This is a genomic window from Arthrobacter sp. NicSoilB4, from assembly GCF_019977335.1.
Lineage (GTDB): Bacteria > Actinomycetota > Actinomycetes > Actinomycetales > Micrococcaceae > Arthrobacter.
The window spans coordinates 3,183,047-3,200,954 of sequence record NZ_AP024653.1 but is presented as its reverse complement, the minus strand read 5'-3'; the positions used below and the strand labels follow the sequence as shown (position 1 = coordinate 3,200,954).

Annotated in this window: 16 protein-coding genes; 13 read left to right on the top strand and 3 right to left on the bottom strand. The window is 68.4% G+C overall.

Annotated elements, in window-relative coordinates:
* Window positions 1–13 precede the first annotated feature (13 nt).
* The 12 genes from LDO13_RS14585 (at window position 14) to LDO13_RS14530 (ending at window position 14,073) form a co-directional block, all read left to right on the top strand.
* Window positions 14–1,762, top strand: a complete 1,749-nt coding sequence (locus LDO13_RS14585; RefSeq protein ID WP_224047405.1) for a nitrite/sulfite reductase — start codon at window positions 14–16, stop codon at window positions 1,760–1,762.
* Complete coding sequence (locus LDO13_RS14580) at window positions 1,759–2,490, top strand: phosphoadenylyl-sulfate reductase (protein ID WP_224047404.1); 732 nt, start codon at window positions 1,759–1,761, stop codon at window positions 2,488–2,490. Before LDO13_RS14585 ends, LDO13_RS14580 begins: the two co-directional genes overlap by 4 nt.
* A gap of 89 nt (window positions 2,491–2,579) precedes the next feature.
* The gene (gene cysD, locus LDO13_RS14575) at window positions 2,580–3,572 is read left to right on the top strand and encodes a sulfate adenylyltransferase subunit CysD (protein WP_224049798.1); all 993 of its coding nucleotides are present in this window, start codon (window positions 2,580–2,582) and stop codon (window positions 3,570–3,572) included.
* Window positions 3,572–5,011 (top strand): GTP-binding protein, encoded by a 1,440-nt coding sequence (locus LDO13_RS14570; protein WP_224047403.1) that lies wholly within the window; start codon window positions 3,572–3,574, stop codon window positions 5,009–5,011. The genes cysD and LDO13_RS14570 overlap by 1 nt, the downstream gene beginning before the upstream one ends.
* Window positions 5,012–5,158: 147 nt before the next feature.
* Window positions 5,159–6,325, top strand: coding sequence for an RtcB family protein (locus tag LDO13_RS14565; RefSeq protein ID WP_224049797.1), 1,167 nt, complete (start codon window positions 5,159–5,161; stop codon window positions 6,323–6,325).
* Window positions 6,326–6,551: 226 nt separating this feature from the next.
* Window positions 6,552–7,727 (top strand): ABC transporter substrate-binding protein, encoded by a 1,176-nt coding sequence (locus LDO13_RS14560; RefSeq protein WP_224047402.1) that lies wholly within the window; start codon window positions 6,552–6,554, stop codon window positions 7,725–7,727.
* 44 nt (window positions 7,728–7,771) lie between these two features.
* The gene (locus LDO13_RS14555; RefSeq protein WP_224047401.1) at window positions 7,772–8,497 is read left to right on the top strand and encodes an ABC transporter ATP-binding protein; all 726 of its coding nucleotides are present in this window, start codon (window positions 7,772–7,774) and stop codon (window positions 8,495–8,497) included.
* Complete coding sequence (locus LDO13_RS14550) at window positions 8,487–9,464, top strand: ABC transporter permease (protein ID WP_224047400.1); 978 nt, start codon at window positions 8,487–8,489, stop codon at window positions 9,462–9,464. Before LDO13_RS14555 ends, LDO13_RS14550 begins: the two co-directional genes overlap by 11 nt.
* A 99-nt stretch (window positions 9,465–9,563) precedes the next feature.
* Complete coding sequence (locus LDO13_RS14545) at window positions 9,564–9,860, top strand: antibiotic biosynthesis monooxygenase (RefSeq protein ID WP_224047399.1); 297 nt, start codon at window positions 9,564–9,566, stop codon at window positions 9,858–9,860.
* A 174-nt stretch (window positions 9,861–10,034) separates the two neighbouring features.
* A complete protein-coding gene (gene cobA / locus LDO13_RS14540) occupies window positions 10,035–11,327 on the top strand; it encodes a uroporphyrinogen-III C-methyltransferase (protein WP_224047398.1) in 1,293 nt (430 codons plus the stop codon).
* Window positions 11,328–11,416: 89 nt separating this feature from the next.
* On the top strand, window positions 11,417–12,883 hold the full coding sequence (locus LDO13_RS14535) for an FAD-dependent oxidoreductase (protein WP_224047397.1): 1,467 nt from the start codon (window positions 11,417–11,419) through the stop codon (window positions 12,881–12,883).
* Between the two features lie 188 nt (window positions 12,884–13,071).
* The gene (locus tag LDO13_RS14530; RefSeq protein WP_224047396.1) at window positions 13,072–14,073 is read left to right on the top strand and encodes a DNA topoisomerase IB; all 1,002 of its coding nucleotides are present in this window, start codon (window positions 13,072–13,074) and stop codon (window positions 14,071–14,073) included.
* A 24-nt stretch (window positions 14,074–14,097) separates the two neighbouring features.
* On the opposite strand, the gene LDO13_RS14525 is transcribed toward LDO13_RS14530, so the two are convergent.
* Window positions 14,098–15,000 (bottom strand): DUF1206 domain-containing protein, encoded by a 903-nt coding sequence (locus LDO13_RS14525; protein WP_224047395.1) that lies wholly within the window; start codon window positions 14,998–15,000, stop codon window positions 14,098–14,100.
* Between the two features lie 137 nt (window positions 15,001–15,137).
* Here LDO13_RS14525 and LDO13_RS14520 point away from each other — a divergent pair, with 137 nt between their 5' ends.
* Window positions 15,138–15,674 carry a hypothetical protein gene (locus LDO13_RS14520; RefSeq protein WP_224047394.1) on the top strand — a complete coding sequence of 179 codons (537 nt, stop codon included), beginning with the start codon at window positions 15,138–15,140 and terminating at the stop codon, window positions 15,672–15,674.
* Window positions 15,675–15,773: 99 nt separating this feature from the next.
* Here the strand turns inward: LDO13_RS14520 and LDO13_RS14515 are convergent, their stop codons facing one another.
* Window positions 15,774–16,454: a FadR/GntR family transcriptional regulator gene (locus LDO13_RS14515; protein WP_224047393.1), complete on the bottom strand. Its 681-nt coding sequence runs from the start codon at window positions 16,452–16,454 to the stop codon at window positions 15,774–15,776.
* A complete protein-coding gene (locus tag LDO13_RS14510) occupies window positions 16,451–17,797 on the bottom strand; it encodes an MFS transporter (protein WP_224047392.1) in 1,347 nt (448 codons plus the stop codon). The genes LDO13_RS14515 and LDO13_RS14510 overlap by 4 nt, the downstream gene beginning before the upstream one ends.
* Window positions 17,798–17,908 lie beyond the last annotated feature (111 nt).

Below are 17,908 nucleotides of genomic sequence, written 5' to 3'. Positions count from 1 at the left end.
CTACAGTCGATCCATGACTGATACAGCTCTAGCCGGAGCGTCCCCGGACCAGGCTGCCCCAGGCCGCACCAAGCGCCCCACCTCCCGCCCCGCCGCAAAGCCGCACGGGCAGTGGAAAGTGGACGGCACCGCCCCGCTGAACGCCAACGAAACCTGGAAGCAGGAGGACAACGGCCTCAACGTCCGCGAGCGTATCGAGTCCGTCTACTCCAAGCAGGGCTTCGACTCGATCGACGGCACCGACCTGCACGGCCGCTTCCGCTGGTGGGGCCTCTACACCCAGCGCAAACCAGGGATCGACGGCGGCAAGACCGCCACGCTGGAGCCGCATGAGCTCGAGGACAAGTACTTTATGCTCCGGGTCCGGATCGACGGCGGCGCCCTCACCACCGAGCAGCTGCGCGTCATCGGCCAGATTTCCGTGGACTTCGCCCGCGACTCGGCCGACCTCACCGACCGCCAGAACATCCAGCTGCACTGGATCCGGGTTGAGGACGTCCCGGAGATCTGGCGCCGCCTCGAGGCGGTGGACCTCTCCACCACGGAAGCCTGCGGCGACGTCCCCCGCGTTATCCTCGGCTCCCCGGTCGCCGGCATCGCCAAGGACGAGATCATCGACCCGACGCCGCTGATCCACGAACTCGCCGAACGGTTCATCGGCGACCCGGAACTGGCCAACCTGCCGCGCAAATTCAAGACCGCCATCACCGGCCACCCCAGCCAGGACGTGGTCCACGAGATCAACGACGTCGCCCTGGTGGGCCTGGTCCACCCCGAGCTGGGCATCGGCTACGACCTCTGGGTGGGCGGCGCGCTCTCCACGAACCCCATGCTGGGCAAGCGGCTCGGCGCCTTCGTCCGCCCGGACCAGGCAGCCGACGTCTGGCTCGGCGTCACCAGCATCTTCCGCGACTACGGCTACCGGCGCATGCGCACCAAGGCCCGGCTGAAGTTCCTGCTGGCCGACTGGGGCCCGGCGAAGTTCCGCCAGGTCCTCGAGGACGAATACCTCGGCTACAAGCTCGACGACGGCCCGGCCGCCCCCAGGCCCTCCACCCCTGGCGACCACATCGGCGTGCACGAGCAGAAGGACGGCAGGTTCTTCATCGGCGCCACCCCGCTGGCCGGCCGCCTCTCCGGCAGCCAGCTCGTCAAGCTCGCGGACATCCTCGAGGCCCGCGGCTCGCAGCGGCTGCGCACCACCCCGCACCAGAAGCTCGTTGTCCTCGACGTGCCCAAGGACCAGGTGGAACCGCTCGTCGCCGAACTCGACGCACTGGGCCTCTCCGCCCGGCCGTCCGTGTTTCGCCGCGGCACCATCGCCTGCACCGGGATCGAATACTGCAAGCTCGCCATCGTCGAAACCAAGGTCACGGCCGCCACCGCCGTCGCCGAGCTGGAACGCCGCCTCGCCGACCTCGTCGAGTCCAAGCAGCTTCCGCAGGCGCTGTCGCTGCACATCAACGGCTGCCCCAACTCCTGCGCTCGGATCCAGACCGCGGACATCGGCCTCAAGGGCATGATGCTGCCAACGCCCGACGGCGACCCCACCCCGGGTTTCCAGGTCCACCTTGGCGGCGGGCTGGCGTCCGACAGCCGCGAGGAGGCCGGCCTGGGACGGACCGTCCGCGGCCTCAAGGTCACAGCCGAAGACCTGCCCGACTACGTGGAGCGCGTGGTCCGGACATTCGTGGCCGACCACGCCGAAGGCCAGACGTTCGCAGAGTGGGCCTTCGCCGCCGACGAAGGTGATTTGCAGTGAGCAAGCACGCGCTGGGGGTGGACCCCGTCCTCCGCACCCACGACGAGCTGAAAGTCCTCGCCGAGTCCGGCGCCGCCGAACTCGGCTGGGACGCACCGGCCCGCGAGGTGATCGCCTGGGTGGCGCGCAACTTCGATCTCCCGGCCGTCGCCGTCGCCTGCTCCATGGCCGACGCCGTCCTCCCGGCCCTCGTCGCGGACCAGCTCCCCGGCGTCGATGTGCTGTTCCTCGAGACCGGCTACCACTTCCCGGAAACCCACACGACCCGCAACGAGGTCGCCGCGAACCTGCGCGTGAACGTGGTCGACGTGCTGCCGGAGAACACCGTGGAGCAGCAGGACCGGCTCCTCGGCAAGGACCTCTTCGCCCGCGACCCGGCCCAGTGCTGCGCGCTGCGCAAGGTGGCTCCGCTGCGCCGCACGCTCGCCGGTTATGAGCTCTGGTTCACCGGCGTCCGCCGCGACGAGGCGCCCACCCGCACCAACACCCCGCTGGTCACGTGGGACGAAGCCAACGGCCTGGTCAAGGTCAACCCGGTCGCGGCCTGGAGCTTCGACCAGCTGGTCCAGTACTCGGACGACAACCTTCTCCCCGTCAACCCGCTGCTTTCACAGGGCTACCCGTCCATTGGCTGCCAGCCCTGCACCCGCAAGGTAGCGCCCGGCGACGACCCCCGCGCCGGACGCTGGGCAGGAACCGACAAGACAGAATGCGGACTACACGTATGAGCAACTTGAGCACGACGACGACGGCCGGCTACGCCTCCGCAGCAGATGCCGCCCCCGCCCCTTCGCTGGACGGCAATGCTGCAAGCAGCATGCCGTCCAGCTACGGCAGGCCCGATGCCACTCCCGGGGCGGCATCTGCTGCTCCGGCTCTGCAGTCAGGGCGCCTTAGTTCTGCGGTTCCGCGGACAGCCCGTCTGTCGTCTTTGGACACGTTGGAGTCCGAGGCCATCCACATCATCCGCGAGGTGGTTGCCGAGTTTGAGAAGCCGGCGCTGCTGTTTTCCGGCGGCAAGGATTCTGTGGTTATGCTGCACCTGGCCACGAAGGCTTTCTGGCCCGGCAAGGTTCCGTTCCCGGTGCTGCATGTGGATACCGGGCACAACTTCCCGGAGGTCATTGAGTTCCGTGACCGGACCGTGGAGCGGCTGGGGCTCAAGCTCGTCGTCGGCTCTGTCCAGGAGTTCATCGATTCCGGCGAGCTGGCCGAGCGGGCCGACGGTACCCGCAACCCGCTGCAGACCGTGCCGCTGCTGGACGCAATCCAGCGCAACAAGTTCGACGCCGTTTTCGGCGGCGGCCGTCGTGACGAGGACAAGGCCCGGGCCAAGGAACGGATCCTGAGCCTGCGCGACGAGTTCGGCCAGTGGGACCCCCGCAACCAGCGGCCCGAGCTGTGGAACCTCTACAACGGCCGGCACACCGTGGGCCAGCATGTTCGGGCGTTCCCCATCAGCAACTGGACCGAGCTCGACGTCTGGCGCTACATCGAACGCGAAGGCATCGAACTGCCGGGGCTCTACTACGCCCACGACCGCGAGGTCTTTGCCCGTGACGGCATGTGGCGCGCGGTCGGCGAGGTCTCGCAGCCGCGCGAGGACGAGCAGGTCATCACCAAGACCGTCCGCTACCGGACCGTCGGCGACATGTCCTGCACTGGCGCCGTCGAATCGGCCGCCGCCACAGTGCGCGACGTCGTCATCGAAGTTGCCGCGTCCACCATCACCGAACGTGGCGCCACCCGGGCCGATGACCGCATCTCCGAGGCCGCCATGGAAGACCGCAAGAAGGACGGCTATTTCTAATGAGCACCACTGCTACTGTGCCCGAAGCCGCCGCAGCGGGCCTCGCGCTCGCATCCGCTTCCCTTTTCCGCTTCGCGACCGCCGGATCCGTCGACGACGGCAAGTCCACCCTGGTGGGCCGGCTCCTGCACGACTCCAAGGCGATCCTCGCGGACCAGCTCGACGCCGTCGCCCGCACCTCCGCGGATCGCGGGTTCGGCGGCTCCGGCGCGACCGGCACACAAGCGATCGACCTCGCGCTGCTCACTGACGGCCTGCGTGCAGAGCGCGAGCAGGGCATCACCATCGACGTCGCCTACCGCTACTTCGCCACGGACCGCCGCAGCTTCATCCTCGCGGACTGCCCCGGGCACGTGCAGTACACCAAGAACACGGTGACCGGCGCGTCCACCGCGGACGCCGTCGTCGTGCTCATCGACGCCCGCAAGGGTGTCCTCGAGCAGACCCGCCGGCACCTGTCCGTGCTGCAGCTGCTGCGCGTGGCGCACGTGATTGTTGCCGTGAACAAGATCGACCTCGTCGAGTTCAGCGAGGATGTGTTCCGCGGGATCGAGGCCGACGTGCAGAAAGTGGGCCGCGAGCTTGGACTAGGCGCGGATGGAGTCGCCGATCTGCTGGTGATCCCCGTGTCCGCACTCGACGGCGACAACGTGGTGGACCGCTCGGACCGCACACCCTGGTACGACGGCCCGGCCCTGCTCGAAGTCCTTGAAACGCTGCCCGCCGCGGACGAACTCGAAAGCCACCTGGAGAGCTTCCGCTTCCCGGTCCAGCTCGTCGTCCGCCCGCAGGGCGCACTGGCGCCCGATGCCGTCGCCGGCGGGCTCGACGTCGAAGGCTACCGCGACTACCGCGCCTACGCGGGCCAGATCACCGAAGGCTCCGTGAAGGTGGGGGACCAGGTCAGCGTCCTGACCCCGGGCCAGGCGCCCCGCACTACCACCGTCACCGGCATTGATTTCGCCGGCCGCGAGCTCACCGAGGCCGTGGCCCCGCAGTCTGTCGCGCTGCGGCTCGCGGACGAGTTCGACGTCGCCCGGGGTGACACGATCGCGGCGGCGGGGTCCGCCGGGGGCAGAACACCGGAGGCTTCGGCGGACGTCTATGCCGCGCTGTGCTGGCTGTCGCCGAAGCCGCTCCGCGAAGGCGCCAAAGTGCTGGTCAAGCACGGCACCCGCACGGTCCAAGCCCTGGTCCGGAACGTGACCGGAAAGCTTGACCTCGCCACCTTCCAGCTGGAACCCACCTCCACACTGGAACTCAACGACATCGGCCACGCCCAGCTGCGCCTCGCGGCCCCGCTGCCGCTGGAGAACTACCTGCACCACCGCCGCACCGGCGCGTTCCTGGTGATCGACCCGCTGGACGGCAACACCCTCGCCGCCGGCCTCGTCAAGGACCACCCCGGAGACCACGAGGACGAGCGCTACTCCATCTAGGCCCTGCCGGCTGAAGACTTCCGAGTCGCCGGAAACGCACGAACTCGCAGGGAAACTTACGGCGAGCTCGCGCGTTTCCGGCGAATTCGACCCTGTTGACCCTTGCCACCCGGCAGGCGGACCACGATCATCGTCGTGGGAGGCGCAGTGGAAGTCATCAACAGCAGGCTCATCAGCTGGGCGTCGATTCTTGATGACAAGACCCGCGAGCAGGCCCTGACCACCGCCAGGCTGTCCATCATCTATCCGCATCTGGCGCTGATGCCGGACGCCCACCTGGGCCTGGGCGCCACCGTGGGATCCGTCATCCCCACGCTGGGCGCCGTCATTCCGGCCGCCGTGGGCGTTGACATCGGGTGTGGCATGATCGCCGTCCGCACGCAGTATGCCGTGAAGGACCTGCCGACCGACCGGAAAAGGCTGCGGGAGGGCATTGAGCACGCCATTCCGCTGTCGGCCGGCCACTACAACCACAGGATCACCGCCACCGCTGCGCCCCGGGTTGACCAGCTGCGGCGGATGGCAGCCACGGCCCGCTTCGACCCCGGCCAGTACGCCCCGAACTGGACGCTCCAGCTCGGATCCCTAGGCTCGGGCAACCACTTCATCGAGGTGTGCGCGGACGAGGCGGACATCGTGTGGCTGTTCCTGCACTCCGGTTCCCGCGGCGTTGGCAACAAACTCGCCCAGCGGCACATCGGCGAGGCCCGGAGCATCAGCCGGAGCCGGCGCATCCCCCTGCCGCACCCGGACTTGGCCTACCTCGAGGAAGGCACGCCCGAATTCGACCGTTACATCAGGGAACTTCGCTGGGCCCAGCACTTTGCGCTCCTGAACCGCGAGGAAATGATGGACCGCGTGGTCCGGCAGTTTGAAACCTGGACCGGCGGCTCCGTGCGTGAGGCCGAACGGATCAACTGCCACCACAACTTCACTGCCAAGGAACACCACTACGGCAAGTCGGTCTGGGTCTCGCGCAAGGGCGCCATCAGAGCCGAAGCGGGGGACCCCGGGCTGATCCCCGGCTCCATGGGCACCGCGTCGTACGTTGTTGTGGGCCTCGGGAACCGCAGGTCGCTGAACTCCTCGCCCCACGGCGCGGGACGGGAATACTCCAGGCATGCGGCCCAAAAGGCCTTCACGCTGGCCGAGCTGAAGGCCGCAATGAAAGGCATCGAATTCCGTCCCAGCAAGGCCTTCATCGACGAGATCCCGGCGGCGTACAAACCCATCGACCAGGTGATGCGCGACTCCGCGGACCTTGTCAAGATCCGGCACAAGCTCCGGCAGCTCGTCAACGTCAAGGGCGACTAATTCGCATAAGGGCCCGGCTGCCGGGCCCGCATATGACGCTGCATGAACCCGCGTGACCCCGGGTTTCCGGGCCGTTGAACCGGGCTCCTGGCAATCCTTATGGTGAAGCCATGACAACTACGGAACGGCTTTCAAACGGCCCCCGCGATGAGTTCCGGGGGCGATGTCGCCGGCGCTGACCACCCGCCCGGCCTCCCCGCACACCCCCACGAACAGGACCTCCTCTATGTCATCCCCCGCGAATAACCCCACCCCGGGCCAGACCCCCGGAACCACCCGGATCGTCGCCGGTGAGTCCGCCAAGCCCAACCGCAAGCGCACCCTGGAGATCGGCCTGGCGGTCGGCCTCGTGCTGCTGATCGGCGCCGGCGCCGCCGTCGCGTCGACGGTGTCCCGCGCGAACGACACCGCCGCACCCGCCGCCGTCGTCAACGCTCCAGCCACCGAACTCAAGCTCGGCTACTTCGGCAACATCACCCACGCCCCTGCCCTCGTCGGGGTCAACCAGGGCCTGGTCGCCAAGAATCTTGGCGGGACCAAGCTCAGCACCCAGGTCTTCAACGCCGGCCCCGCCGCGATTGAAGCCCTCAACGCCGGCGCCATCGACGCCACGTACATCGGCCCCAACCCGGCCATCAACTCCTACGTCAAGAGCAAGGGCGAATCGATCAGCATCATCGCCGGCGCCGCCTCCGGTGGAGCGCAGCTGGTGGTCAAGCCCGAAATCAACACGCCCGCGGACCTCAAGGGCAAGAAGCTCGCTACGCCGCAGCTCGGCGGAACGCAGGACGTGGCACTCCGCGCCTGGCTGGGCAAGCAGGGGTACAAGACCAACACTGACGGCAGCGGCGATGTCGCCATCAACCCGACCGAGAACGCCCAGACCCTGAAGCTGTTCCAGGACGGAAAGCTCGACGGCGCGTGGCTGCCCGAGCCCTGGGCTTCCCGGCTGGTGCTCCAGGCCGGCGCCAAGGTCCTGGTCGACGAGAAGGACCTGTGGGAGAAGGGCGAGTTCATCACCACCGTCCTGATCGTCAACAAGAAGTTTGCCGCCGAGCACCCGGACACGGTCAAGGCACTGCTGAAGGGCCACGTCGAATCGGTTGACTGGCTCAATGCGGCCCCCGCTGCCGAGAAGTCCGCGGTCCTCAACGCCGCCCTCAAGGAATCCGCCGGAGCCGCCCTGCCCGCCGACGTGATCGACCGCTCGCTCAAGAACATCGTCTACACCGTCGACCCCCTGGCCGGGACCTACAAGAAGCTGCTCCAGGACGGCGTGGACGCCGGCACCACTACCCAGGCCGACATCAACGGCATCTTCGACCTCACGGCGCTGAACAGTGTCCTGGGCGAGGCCACCACCGGGACCAAGGTCTCAGCGCAGGGACTCGGCAAGGACTAGCAAGTTCCCGCCCCCAGCCCGCCAAAAGAAGTTAGGACGTGACCATGCCAGTCGTACTGGAAAACCTGGGCAAGCGCTTCGGCGACGGCGCCCCGGTCCTGGACGACGTCAACGCCACCATCGGGCAGGGCGAGTTCGTCGCCCTGCTCGGTGCGTCCGGCTGCGGCAAGTCCACCCTGCTGAACATCATGGCGGGACTGGAGGCGCCGACGTCGGGCGCCCTCGAGGTGCCCAGCGACGGCGCCGCCTTTATGTTCCAGGACGCGGCGCTGTTCCCCTGGCTGACCGCACGGGAGAACATCGAGCTGGCCTTGAAGCTGCGCGGCGCCGGCAAGGCCGAGCGGCGGGTGAAGGCGGGCGAGCTGCTGGACCTCGTGCACCTGGGCGGGGCGGGGGACAAACGCCCGCACGAGCTCTCCGGCGGGATGCGCCAGCGTGTGGCGCTGGCCCGCTCGCTGGCCCAGGACCGGCAGCTGCTCCTGATGGACGAACCTTTTGCGGCCCTGGACGCGATCACCCGGGACCTGCTCCATGACGAGCTGGAGCGGATCTGGAAGGAAACGGGCCGCACCATCGTCTTTGTGACCCACAACGTCCGGGAAGCCGTCCGGCTGGGCCAGCGCGTCCTGCTGCTCTCCTCCCGGCCCGGCCGCGTCGTGCGGGAATGGCACGTCAGCGAAGAGCACCGCACCGACGCCGGACTGGCCGGCCAGCTCACCGGCGAAATCACCGCCCGGCTTCGCGAGGAGATCCGCCGCCATGCCAAGTAAGTTTCTGTCCCACTACGCGCAGGCCGCAGAGCCGGCCGAGACGTCCCTTATCCCGAGCGCAGACACCGGGTCCCGCAAGGTCCACGCAGCCCTGACCCGGACCTCCTCCGGCTCGGCCGACCTCCGCGAGCTTGAGGCCGGGCTGGATTCACTGCAGTCCGACGCCGTCCGCAAGGCCCGCATCGACTGGAGCCGGATCCTGCTGCCGGTCGCCGCGGTCGCGGTCCTGCTGGTCGGCTGGCAGCTCTACGTCTCGCTCGGCATCAAGCGGCGCGACCTGGTCCCCGGGCCGCTCGACGTGCTGGGCCAGTTCGGAAACCTCTGGGCCGAGGGCAAGCTGCAGGAGTCTGTTTGGACCTCGCTGCAGCGCGGGCTCATCGGATTCCTGATCAGCGTTGCCGTCGCGACGCCGGTCGGGCTCTTGCTCGCCCAGGTCGCCCCGCTGCGCCGCGCCTTCGGCCCCCTGATCTCCGGGCTCCAGGTGCTGCCCTCCGTGGCGTGGGTGCCTGCAGCCATCATCTGGTTCGGCCTGACCGATGCCACCGTGTATTTCGTGGTGTTCATGGGTGCCATCCCGTCGATCATCAACGGGCTGATCTCCGGCGTGGACCAGATCCCGCCGCAGTACCGCAGCGTCGGGAAGGTGCTGGGTGCGTCCCGGCTCCAGCTTGCCCTGCAGATCATCCTCCCCGCCGCGCTGCCCGGATACCTGAGCGGCCTCAAGCAGGGCTGGGCCTTCTCCTGGCGCTCGCTGATGGCCGCGGAGATTATCGCCGTCGGCGGCAGCATCGGCTTTGGCCTGGGCTCCATGCTCAACCAGGGCCGCGACCTGTCCGACATGACCATCGTGATGTCCGCGATCCTGCTGATCCTCGCCGTCGGCATCCTCATCGAACTGCTGGTGTTCGGCCCGATCGAAAAGCGGCTGCTGCGCCGTCGTGGACTCCTCGCCGGCAGCACCCGGTAGGCACCCCGCGTTGCTGTTGTCTGGTGTCACGCGCAGGCCTACACTCACGGCTATAGGCCGGTTTTACGGCCGATCCAGCCCGATTCTGAGGAGACAGCCGTGGCACCAAAATATGGAGTGCTGGCACTGGTCGAAGCCAAACTGGGGAAGGAACAAGAGGTATGGGACTTCCTCAACGGGGGCCGGGAGATTGTGCTGAAGGAACCCGGGACGCGGACCTGGTACGCCTTCCGGGTCAACGACTACACGTTCGGCATCTTCGACACCTTCGACACCGAGGAGGACCGGCAGGCGCACCTCAATGGGGCCATCCCCGCCGCGCTCGGCGAACACGGCCCCACGCTGCTGTCCAAGGACCCCGACATCAAACTGGTCGAACTCATCGCGGTGAAGTAGCCCGTGCCCCCGGACGGTGCCGCCATGGCCGCCCCGGGCAAGGGCCCGGCACCGGCGTGACGCCGACCTGACGGCACGCTGATGGGCGACAACTATGTGACGTGGCGTTACCCTGCGTGAACGGGTGTTTCCGTACCGTTGTTCCGCCAGATGTCGCCGCCCTATCGTCGATGCATGGCAATTCAGGACATTTACCCCACGGCGCTGCGCCTCCTCGGCCGCCCCGTGCTGGTGGTCGGCGGCGGCCCGGTGGCCGCCCGCCGCGCCAAGGGACTGCTCGACGCCGGCGCCCGCGTCACCGTCGTGGCGCCGCTTGCCTGCCCGGCCCTGAACAACCTTGCCGGCGCCGGCCTCCTCACCTGGAAGCCGCGCAAGTACCGCAGCTCCGACGTCGACGGCGTCTGGTTCGTGCAGACCGCCACCGGCGATTCCGCCGTGGACGCGCAGGTTGCCGCCGACGCCGAGGCGCAGCGCATCTGGTGCGTCAACGCCTCCGACCATGAGGCCTCCGCCGCCTGGACTCCCGCCGTCGCCGTGGTGGACGACGTCAAGATCGCAGTGAACGCCGGGGGAGACCCGCGCCGCGCCATGGCCCTGCGCGACGCGGTAGCCACCGCGCTGGAGACCGGGGACCTGCCGCTGCGCCGGCGCCGGGCCCAGACGGACGCAACGGCCGGTTCCGTGGCGCTCGTGGGCGGAGGGCCCGGCGATTCCGGGCTGATCACCGTCCGCGGCCGCCGGCTCCTGGGCCAGGCCGACGTCGTGGTCGCGGACCGGCTGGGCCCGCGCGAACTCCTGGCCGAGCTGGCCCCCGACGTCCGTGTGATCGAGGTAGGCAAGACCCCCGGCCACCACCCCGTCCCGCAGTCCGACATCAACCGCATCCTCGTCGAGGAAGCACTGCAGGGACACCGTGTGGTCCGGCTCAAGGGCGGCGACCCCTACGTCCTGGGCCGCGGCGGCGAGGAAGCCGAATTCTGCCGGCAGCACGGCGTCGAGGTTGAAGTGGTTTCCGGCGTCACCTCCGCCATCTCCGTGCCCGCCGCCGCCGGCATCCCGGTGACGCACCGCGGGCTGGCCAAGGGCTTCAGCGTGGTCACCGGCCATGAGGAGCTCTCCGAAGTCCCGGCCAGGGCCGACCACACCGTGATCCTGCTCATGGGCGTGGGCCAGCTGCGCGATTCCGCGGCGTCGCTGGGACGCGCCGGTTTGCCAGCGGAGACGCCTGTTGGCATCGTAGAGAATGGTTATCTGCCGGACCAGCGGGTGACCATCGGAACGCTCGGGACCATCGCGGACCAGGCGGAGGCCGCAGGCGTCGCGAACCCCGCCGTGATCGTGATCGGTGACGTGGTCCGCGTCAGCCCGTTCGCGCCGCCGCACTTCAAGACCGCGGACTACAGCACCACCACCCCGAGCGCACCCCGCATGCCCCGCACCACCAAGACCCGCGTACTGACCCCCTGACCCCCGTCGATTGCTCCATACCTGCCGTTATCAGGCCTCGAAACGGCCGTTATGGAGCAACGGATGCAGAAGAACAAAGGAACACAGCCGTGTCAACGAACACCCCCGTAGGAACTGCCGCCCGCCCACTGCGCATCGCCGTCGTCGGCTCCGGACCCGCCGGTGTGTACGCCGCGGACATCCTGACCAAGAGCGAGGCCGTCAAGAGCGGCGAGCTCACCGTCAGCATCGACCTCTTCGACCGCTACCCGGCGCCCTATGGCCTAATCCGCTACGGCGTGGCGCCCGACCACCCGCGCATCAAGGGCATCGTGAACGCCCTGCACAAGGTCCTGGACCGCGGCGACATCCGCTTCTTCGGCAACGTTGACTACGGCACCGACATCTCGCTCGAGGACCTCCGCACCCATTACGACGCCGTCATCTTCGCCACCGGCGCCATCAAGGACGCGGACCTGAACATCCCCGGCATCGAACTCGAGGGCTCCTACGGCGGCGCCGACTTCGTGTCCTGGTACGACGGCCACCCCGATGTGTCCCGCGAATGGCCGCTGGACGCCAAGGAAATCGCCGTGATCGGCAACGGCAACGTTGCCCTGGACGTCGCCCGGATGCTCTCCAAGCACGCCGACGACCTCCTGGTCTCCGAAATCCCGGACAACGTCTACGCCGGGCTGAAGTCCTCGCCCGTCACCGACGTGCACGTCTTCGGCCGCCGCGGCCCCGCCCAGGTGAAATTCACCCCGCTGGAGCTCCGCGAACTCTCCCACTCCAAGGACGTGGACATCATCCTCTACGCCGAGGACTTCGAGTTCGACGCCGAATCGGACCGCCAGATCCAGAGCAACAACCAGACCAAGACCATGGTGGGCACACTCACCAACTGGATCGCCGAGCAGCCCGAGGACCTCTCCGAGCTCACCGCGTCCCGCCGGCTGCATCTGCACTTCCTGCACAGCCCGGTGGAGGTGTACGGGGACAATACCGGCGGAGCCGGTGCTCCCGGCCGCGTCGCCGGCATCAAGTTCGAGCGCACCGAACTGGACGGCACCGGCAACGCCCGCGGCACCGGCGAGTTTGTCGACTACCCGGTCCAGGCCGTGTACCGCGCCATCGGCTACTTCGGCTCCGCCCTGCCCGAGGTCGAGTTCGACCACAGCAGGGGTGTGGTCCCGAACGACGGCGGACGCGTCCTGGACGCCGCCGGCACGCATGTGCCGGGCATTTACGCCACCGGCTGGATCAAGCGGGGCCCCGTCGGCCTGATCGGCCACACCAAGGGCGATGCGCTGGAGACCGTGACCTACCTGCTGGAGGACCGCGAAAACCTGCCGTTGGCCGCGGCACCCGCGCCGGACGCCGTCGTCGAGCTCCTGGAGAGCCGCGGCGTGCAGTTCACCAGCTGGGAGGGCTGGCTGGCCCTCGACGCGCACGAGCGGTCCCTCGGCGAGAAGGCCAGTGCCGACGCCGGCGGCATCCAGCGCGAGCGCATCAAGGTGGTCCCGCGCGAGGACATGGTGGAAATTTCCCGGGGCGGAGTGGCCGCGGAGGTCTAACCGGACCCGGGTACAGCAACGCGGGGTCACTTGGCGCCCATCCCGGAGGGGATTATGGGCCGTAGGTGACCCCGCGTTGTTGTGTTTTGTACGCGATCCGGGGCGGTAGTCAGTAGGCTTACCGTCATGGACAAGACCAGCCGGGCCAAGACGCCCGCATCCATGGCTCATCGACCAAGGCCCCGCCGATGAGGCTCCGTCACAGCAACGCGTCCGGCCGCGGCTACCGCCGGGTCGCGGCCGGGACCGGCTTCAGCTACAAGGACCTGGACGGCTCCACCCTGGCGCCCGGGCCGGTCCGGGAGCGGCTGGAAAGCATCGGCATCCCGCCGGCCTGGACGGATGTCTGGATCGCGCCCTACGACAACGGGCACATCCAGGCCACCGGACTCGACGCGGTGGGCCGTCGCCAGTACATCTACCACCCGGGCTGGCGCGAGAAAAAGGACCGGCTGAAGTTCAACCGCTCACTCCAGCTCGCGGAAACCCTGCCGGCCGCGCGACGGCTCGTCACCATGGACCTGCGCTCCGAGGGCCTCACCCGGGAGCGGGTGCTGGCCGCCGCTTTCAGGATGCTGGACAGCGGCTCGCTGCGCGTCGGCTCCGAGCGGTACACGAACGAAAACGGCAGCCACGGCCTCGCCACGCTGCTCTGCGCCCACGTCCGCGTGCGCAAGGACGAGCTCCGGCTCAGCTTTCCCGCCAAGAGCGGCAAGACCTGGGAATCGCGAATTCACGACGCCGACCTTGCCGCCATCGTGCGCCAGCTCAAGCGCCGCGGCGGCAACGCCCGCCTGCTGGCCTACAAGAACGGCCGGAGCTGGCACCCGGTGTCCAGCGCGGACATCAATGAGTACGTCAAAGAGCGCACCGGCCAGGACTTTACGGCCAAGGACTTCCGCACGTTGCGCGGGACGGTGGCGGCGGCTGCCAGTCTGGCTCGGACCGGACCGCAACCCAAAGTGTCGGCCCGGAAGCGGGCCGTGAACCGGGCCATGCTGGACGCGTCCGAGGTCCTCGGCAACACGCCGTCGATCGCCCGGAAGAGCTATGTGGACCCCCGGGTCGTGGACCATTTCGCGGCGGGGGAGACCATCGACCCGAAGCGGCTGGACTCCGCTGAATCCGAGGTCCGGGCGCTACTGTACCAGGAGGGCGACGTCGTCCCGCTGCAGAAGGCAGCTGGGTAGCCGCCGCCAACGGATGGGAGCCGGCTACATCCGCCCGAAGCGGGCCCGGAGCAGCGCGAACGCTCCGTAGGCGATGAATCCTGCACCGATCAACAGAAGCAGGGCGGGGCCGAAGGGGTGGTCCTGCAAGGCCTTGAGGCTGCCGTCCAGGCCGGTGGACGAACCGGGGTCGTTGGTGGCTGCGGCGATCACGAACAGCAGTCCCGTGAGGATCAGCGCCAGTCCTTTGGCGATGTGGCCGGCCACGCCCAGGCTGCTGATGACGTGGCCCCGGCGGGTCCCCTCGAAGTGGGCCAGCTCCTCCTTGAACCTCTTTCCCGCGCCTTTGACGATGAAGTAGACGCCGATCCCGATGACGGTCAGGCCCAAGCCGACCAGCGCCGGCGCCCCGTACGGACTATTCACCAGAACGGTGCTGAAGTCCCGGGTGGAGTCGCCGGAATCGCCCCGGTTCCCCAGCGCGAAACCGGCGAAACTCAGCCCCACGCTGCCGTACGCGATGCTGAGGAATCCGGACGAAACCAGCTTGCCGAGGCGTTTCCCTCGGGGCAGGTGCCTGGCGCGGAGGGTCGCCTCGCTCAACTGCCACAGCGAGAGCCCGGCGCAGGCGACGAACCCCGCCCACATGACCGCAGGACCCCACGGGTTGGCCGCGAGCTGTTCGATGGCGCCGGTGGGTTCGGCCTGGCCCGGCGCGCCGAAGACCAGCGCCACGGCTATCGCGCCGATCACGATGTGCAGGAGTGCCATGACGGCAAAACCGGATCGGGCGACGACGTCGAGCATCACGCTGTCCGACACGGCCTCCGCAGCGCCCCCGACGACTGCCCCGAGGGACTCCCCGGGGGTTTCGCCGGCGGGTGAAACGGAGGACTCCCCGGCGGTTGAACCGGACGAGGGCTGGCCGTTCGGCCCCGGTGATTCCATGCTGTCGAGTCTACGCAGGGGAGACTCCGTCCCCTGGAGTACCAAGTTTTTCATAAGTGTGCTTACTATAGCCGGGTCGTGGCCGTTCGCTGCTGACGACATTTCCGTATTCGAACCCAGACGATAGGAAGCTCAACATGGCAGGTAATCTCGTTGCCCGATCCATTCACGACCTGACGGCGGGCGCCTGGTTCGGCGGCTCGCTGATGGGTGCCATTGGGCTGAACGGGGCGGCGGCGGAAGCCAAGGATCCGGCCGAACGCACCCGGCTGTCGAGCCTGGGCTGGAAGAAGTGGGCTCCGGTCCAGACGGCGGCCTTCGGGGCGCACTTCCTCTCCGGCCTCGCAATCATGTGGGAGAACAAGGGCCGGATGGCCAAGCAGGACGGTGTCGCCCGCCTCACCGTCGTAAAGTCCGTCGTCACCCTGGCCGGTGCCGCAGTGAGCCTGTACGCCGGGCTTCAGGGCGCCAAGGTGGACAAGCTGGCCGGCGAAGGTGCTGAAGGAGCCACCGAGCCCAAGCCTGGCGCCTCCGAGGAACTCCGCTCCGCGCAGCAGCAGTTGAAGATCCTGCAGTGGGCCATCCCGGCCCTCTCCGGCCTGGTGATCGTCCTCGGCGCCAAGCACGGCGAAATGCAGCGCCCCAAGAACGTCTTTAAGGGCCTCGCGCGCTAAGTACGCAGCTGCTTCAACACAAAGGCCTCCGCACCGGAATCCCGTTCCGGTGCGGAGGCCTTTGCGTTGGCGTAATTTCTTCTGTGCTGCCTGTGGCGGTTACTGCTGGATCCACTCCGCGCAGGAGTTCAGATTCCGGTGGACGCTGTCGACGGCGGCAGTTTCGTCGTTCGCGGCGATGGCCTCCACGAGTTCGTCGTGGCCTTCATGCGGGAGCCCGTTGAAGCCGGCGCGGCCCTGCTGCCGGAGGAGGTCGGCGTGGAACACGGCGCCGAAGCTGACGTACAGCTCGTGGAGCAGGGGATTGCCGGACGCCTGTGCCACCAGCACATGGAAGTCCCAGTCCGCCTGGGCCCAGCCGGCGTAATCCCCGGCCTGCCAGGCGGCACGGCGCGCCTCCAGCAGCCCGCGCATCGCAGCGACGTCGTCCGCGGTGACGTGGCGGGCGGCGAGCCGGGCCGCCTGGGTGTCCAGGCCGACCCGGACCTCCAGGATGTGGACCTGCGAGTGGTCCCGGTACATGCGCTGGGCGGCTCCGGAGATTTCGCTGGTGGCGCGGACGTAGGTGCCGTCCCCGCGCCGGACTTCCAGCATGCCGCTGTGGGCCAGGGCCTTGACCGCCTCGCGCAGGGTTCCGCGTGAGACTCCGAGCGCGGCCATGAGTTCAGGTTCGGCGGGGATTCGCTGCTGCAACGGCCATTCGCCCGAATGGATCAGCTCACGCAGCTTGGCAGTGATCTCCTCCACGAGCGGCGGCCGGTGGGACGTGGTGAGTGTCATGACTGTGCCCCGCCGTCGGAAATGCCGTCGGAAATGCCGTTGGACGTGCCGGCGGGCGCAGCGGCTGCCTGCGGTTCCGGCGGATGTGGTTCCGCACGCCGGGGAACCTTTGGCGGGGCGGTGAGCAGATGCCCGACGGCGATCTGGCCCAGCGCCACGGCCAGCAGCAGGATCAAAGGCAGCGTCCAGGACTGGGTGGCGCTGTGGAGCAGCCCCATGCCGAAGGGGCCAAGCGTCGCCAGCAGGTAGCCCGCGGACTGGGCCACCGTGGACAAGGCAGTGGTTTCGGCGGTGGTGCGGCCGCCGCGGCTGATCATGACCATCACGAGCGGGAAGATGCCGAGCCCGAATCCGAGGAGCACCGCCGTCAGCGGCGCCCAGGCGACCGGCAGGACGAGCAGGGCCAGGACGCCCGCGGCCATCGTGACGGTGGCCAGGTAGAAGGCGGTGCGTTGCATCCGGGGGCGTGAACCAATAGCGACCAGCACCATGCCCGCGGGGACCGAGACAAGCTGCATCAGGCCGAACATCAGCCCGCCCTCGGCGGCTGTCAGGCCGAGCGTGACCAGCATGTAGGGGAACCAGCTGAGCACGGCGTAGGCCAGCAGGGCCTGGACGGTGAAGCCGAGCGTAATCAGCATGCCGGTGCGGGTCCGCAGCAGCGGCCACGGGGATACCCGGCCGGCCTTGACGGCGGGCGCATTGCGGTGGGCGTGCAGGGCGATCGGCAGAAAGCCGAGGCAGGCGCCCAGCGCCAGGAAGCCGATCGCACCGATCCCGGCGGAAGGCGAGCCGAGCTGCTGCGCCACGGGGACGATCAACACGGCGACCACCGTGGCACCCGTCGTCATGGTCACCGTGTACAGGGCCGTCATCAGCGACGTCCGATGCGCGAAATGGACACGGATAAACGACGGCATCGCCACGTTGCAGATCGCCAGCCCAGACATGCCGACGACGGTTCCCGCCAGCAGCATGCCGGTGGACGGGATGCCGCGGACCAGCAGCCCGGCCGCGAGCAGCACAAGGGAGAGCAGGATGGCCTTCTCCAGTCCCAGAATCCGGGTGAGCCACGAGGTCGCGGCGCCGGCCACCGCGAAGCACAGGGTGGGGATCGACGGGATGATGGCAGCGATCAGCGGCCCGTAACCCAGGACCTGCTGCAGGTCATGCAGGAGCGCGGCGGCACCGGTGATGCCGGCGCGCAGGTTGAGGCCGATCAGCACGATCGCAACGACTCCCGCAATAATCACTCCGCGCGGCGCGTGCACGACGGCGGAAGGTGCGACGACGGCGGAAGGAGCTGTCTCGGGAGGGGCGGATACCGCGGTGCTGCTGGCCATACCTAAAGGTTAGACGTTTGATGTTTGTGTTCTAGGGTTTAGTGGCGAATATCTCGGTACATGACGCAACCTGTCCCGGGCACCCGCCACCAAGCGTTGCAGTTAGCTGGC

Coding starts and splice junctions, on each gene's coding strand:
- LDO13_RS14585 (WP_224047405.1), top strand. CDS start 14: ATGACTGATACAGCTCTAGCCGGAGCGTCCCCGGACCAGGCTGCCCCA.
- LDO13_RS14510 (WP_224047392.1), bottom strand. CDS start 17,797: ATGGCCAGCAGCACCGCGGTATCCGCCCCTCCCGAGACAGCTCCTTCC.
- LDO13_RS14555 (WP_224047401.1), top strand. CDS start 7,772: ATGCCAGTCGTACTGGAAAACCTGGGCAAGCGCTTCGGCGACGGCGCC.
- LDO13_RS14525 (WP_224047395.1), bottom strand. CDS start 15,000: ATGGAATCACCGGGGCCGAACGGCCAGCCCTCGTCCGGTTCAACCGCC.
- LDO13_RS14570 (WP_224047403.1), top strand. CDS start 3,572: ATGAGCACCACTGCTACTGTGCCCGAAGCCGCCGCAGCGGGCCTCGCG.
- LDO13_RS14520 (WP_224047394.1), top strand. CDS start 15,138: ATGGCAGGTAATCTCGTTGCCCGATCCATTCACGACCTGACGGCGGGC.
- LDO13_RS14515 (WP_224047393.1), bottom strand. CDS start 16,454: ATGACACTCACCACGTCCCACCGGCCGCCGCTCGTGGAGGAGATCACT.
- LDO13_RS14530 (WP_224047396.1), top strand. CDS start 13,072: ATGAGGCTCCGTCACAGCAACGCGTCCGGCCGCGGCTACCGCCGGGTC.
- cysD (WP_224049798.1), top strand. CDS start 2,580: ATGCCGTCCAGCTACGGCAGGCCCGATGCCACTCCCGGGGCGGCATCT.
- LDO13_RS14550 (WP_224047400.1), top strand. CDS start 8,487: ATGCCAAGTAAGTTTCTGTCCCACTACGCGCAGGCCGCAGAGCCGGCC.
- LDO13_RS14560 (WP_224047402.1), top strand. CDS start 6,552: ATGTCATCCCCCGCGAATAACCCCACCCCGGGCCAGACCCCCGGAACC.
- cobA (WP_224047398.1), top strand. CDS start 10,035: ATGGCAATTCAGGACATTTACCCCACGGCGCTGCGCCTCCTCGGCCGC.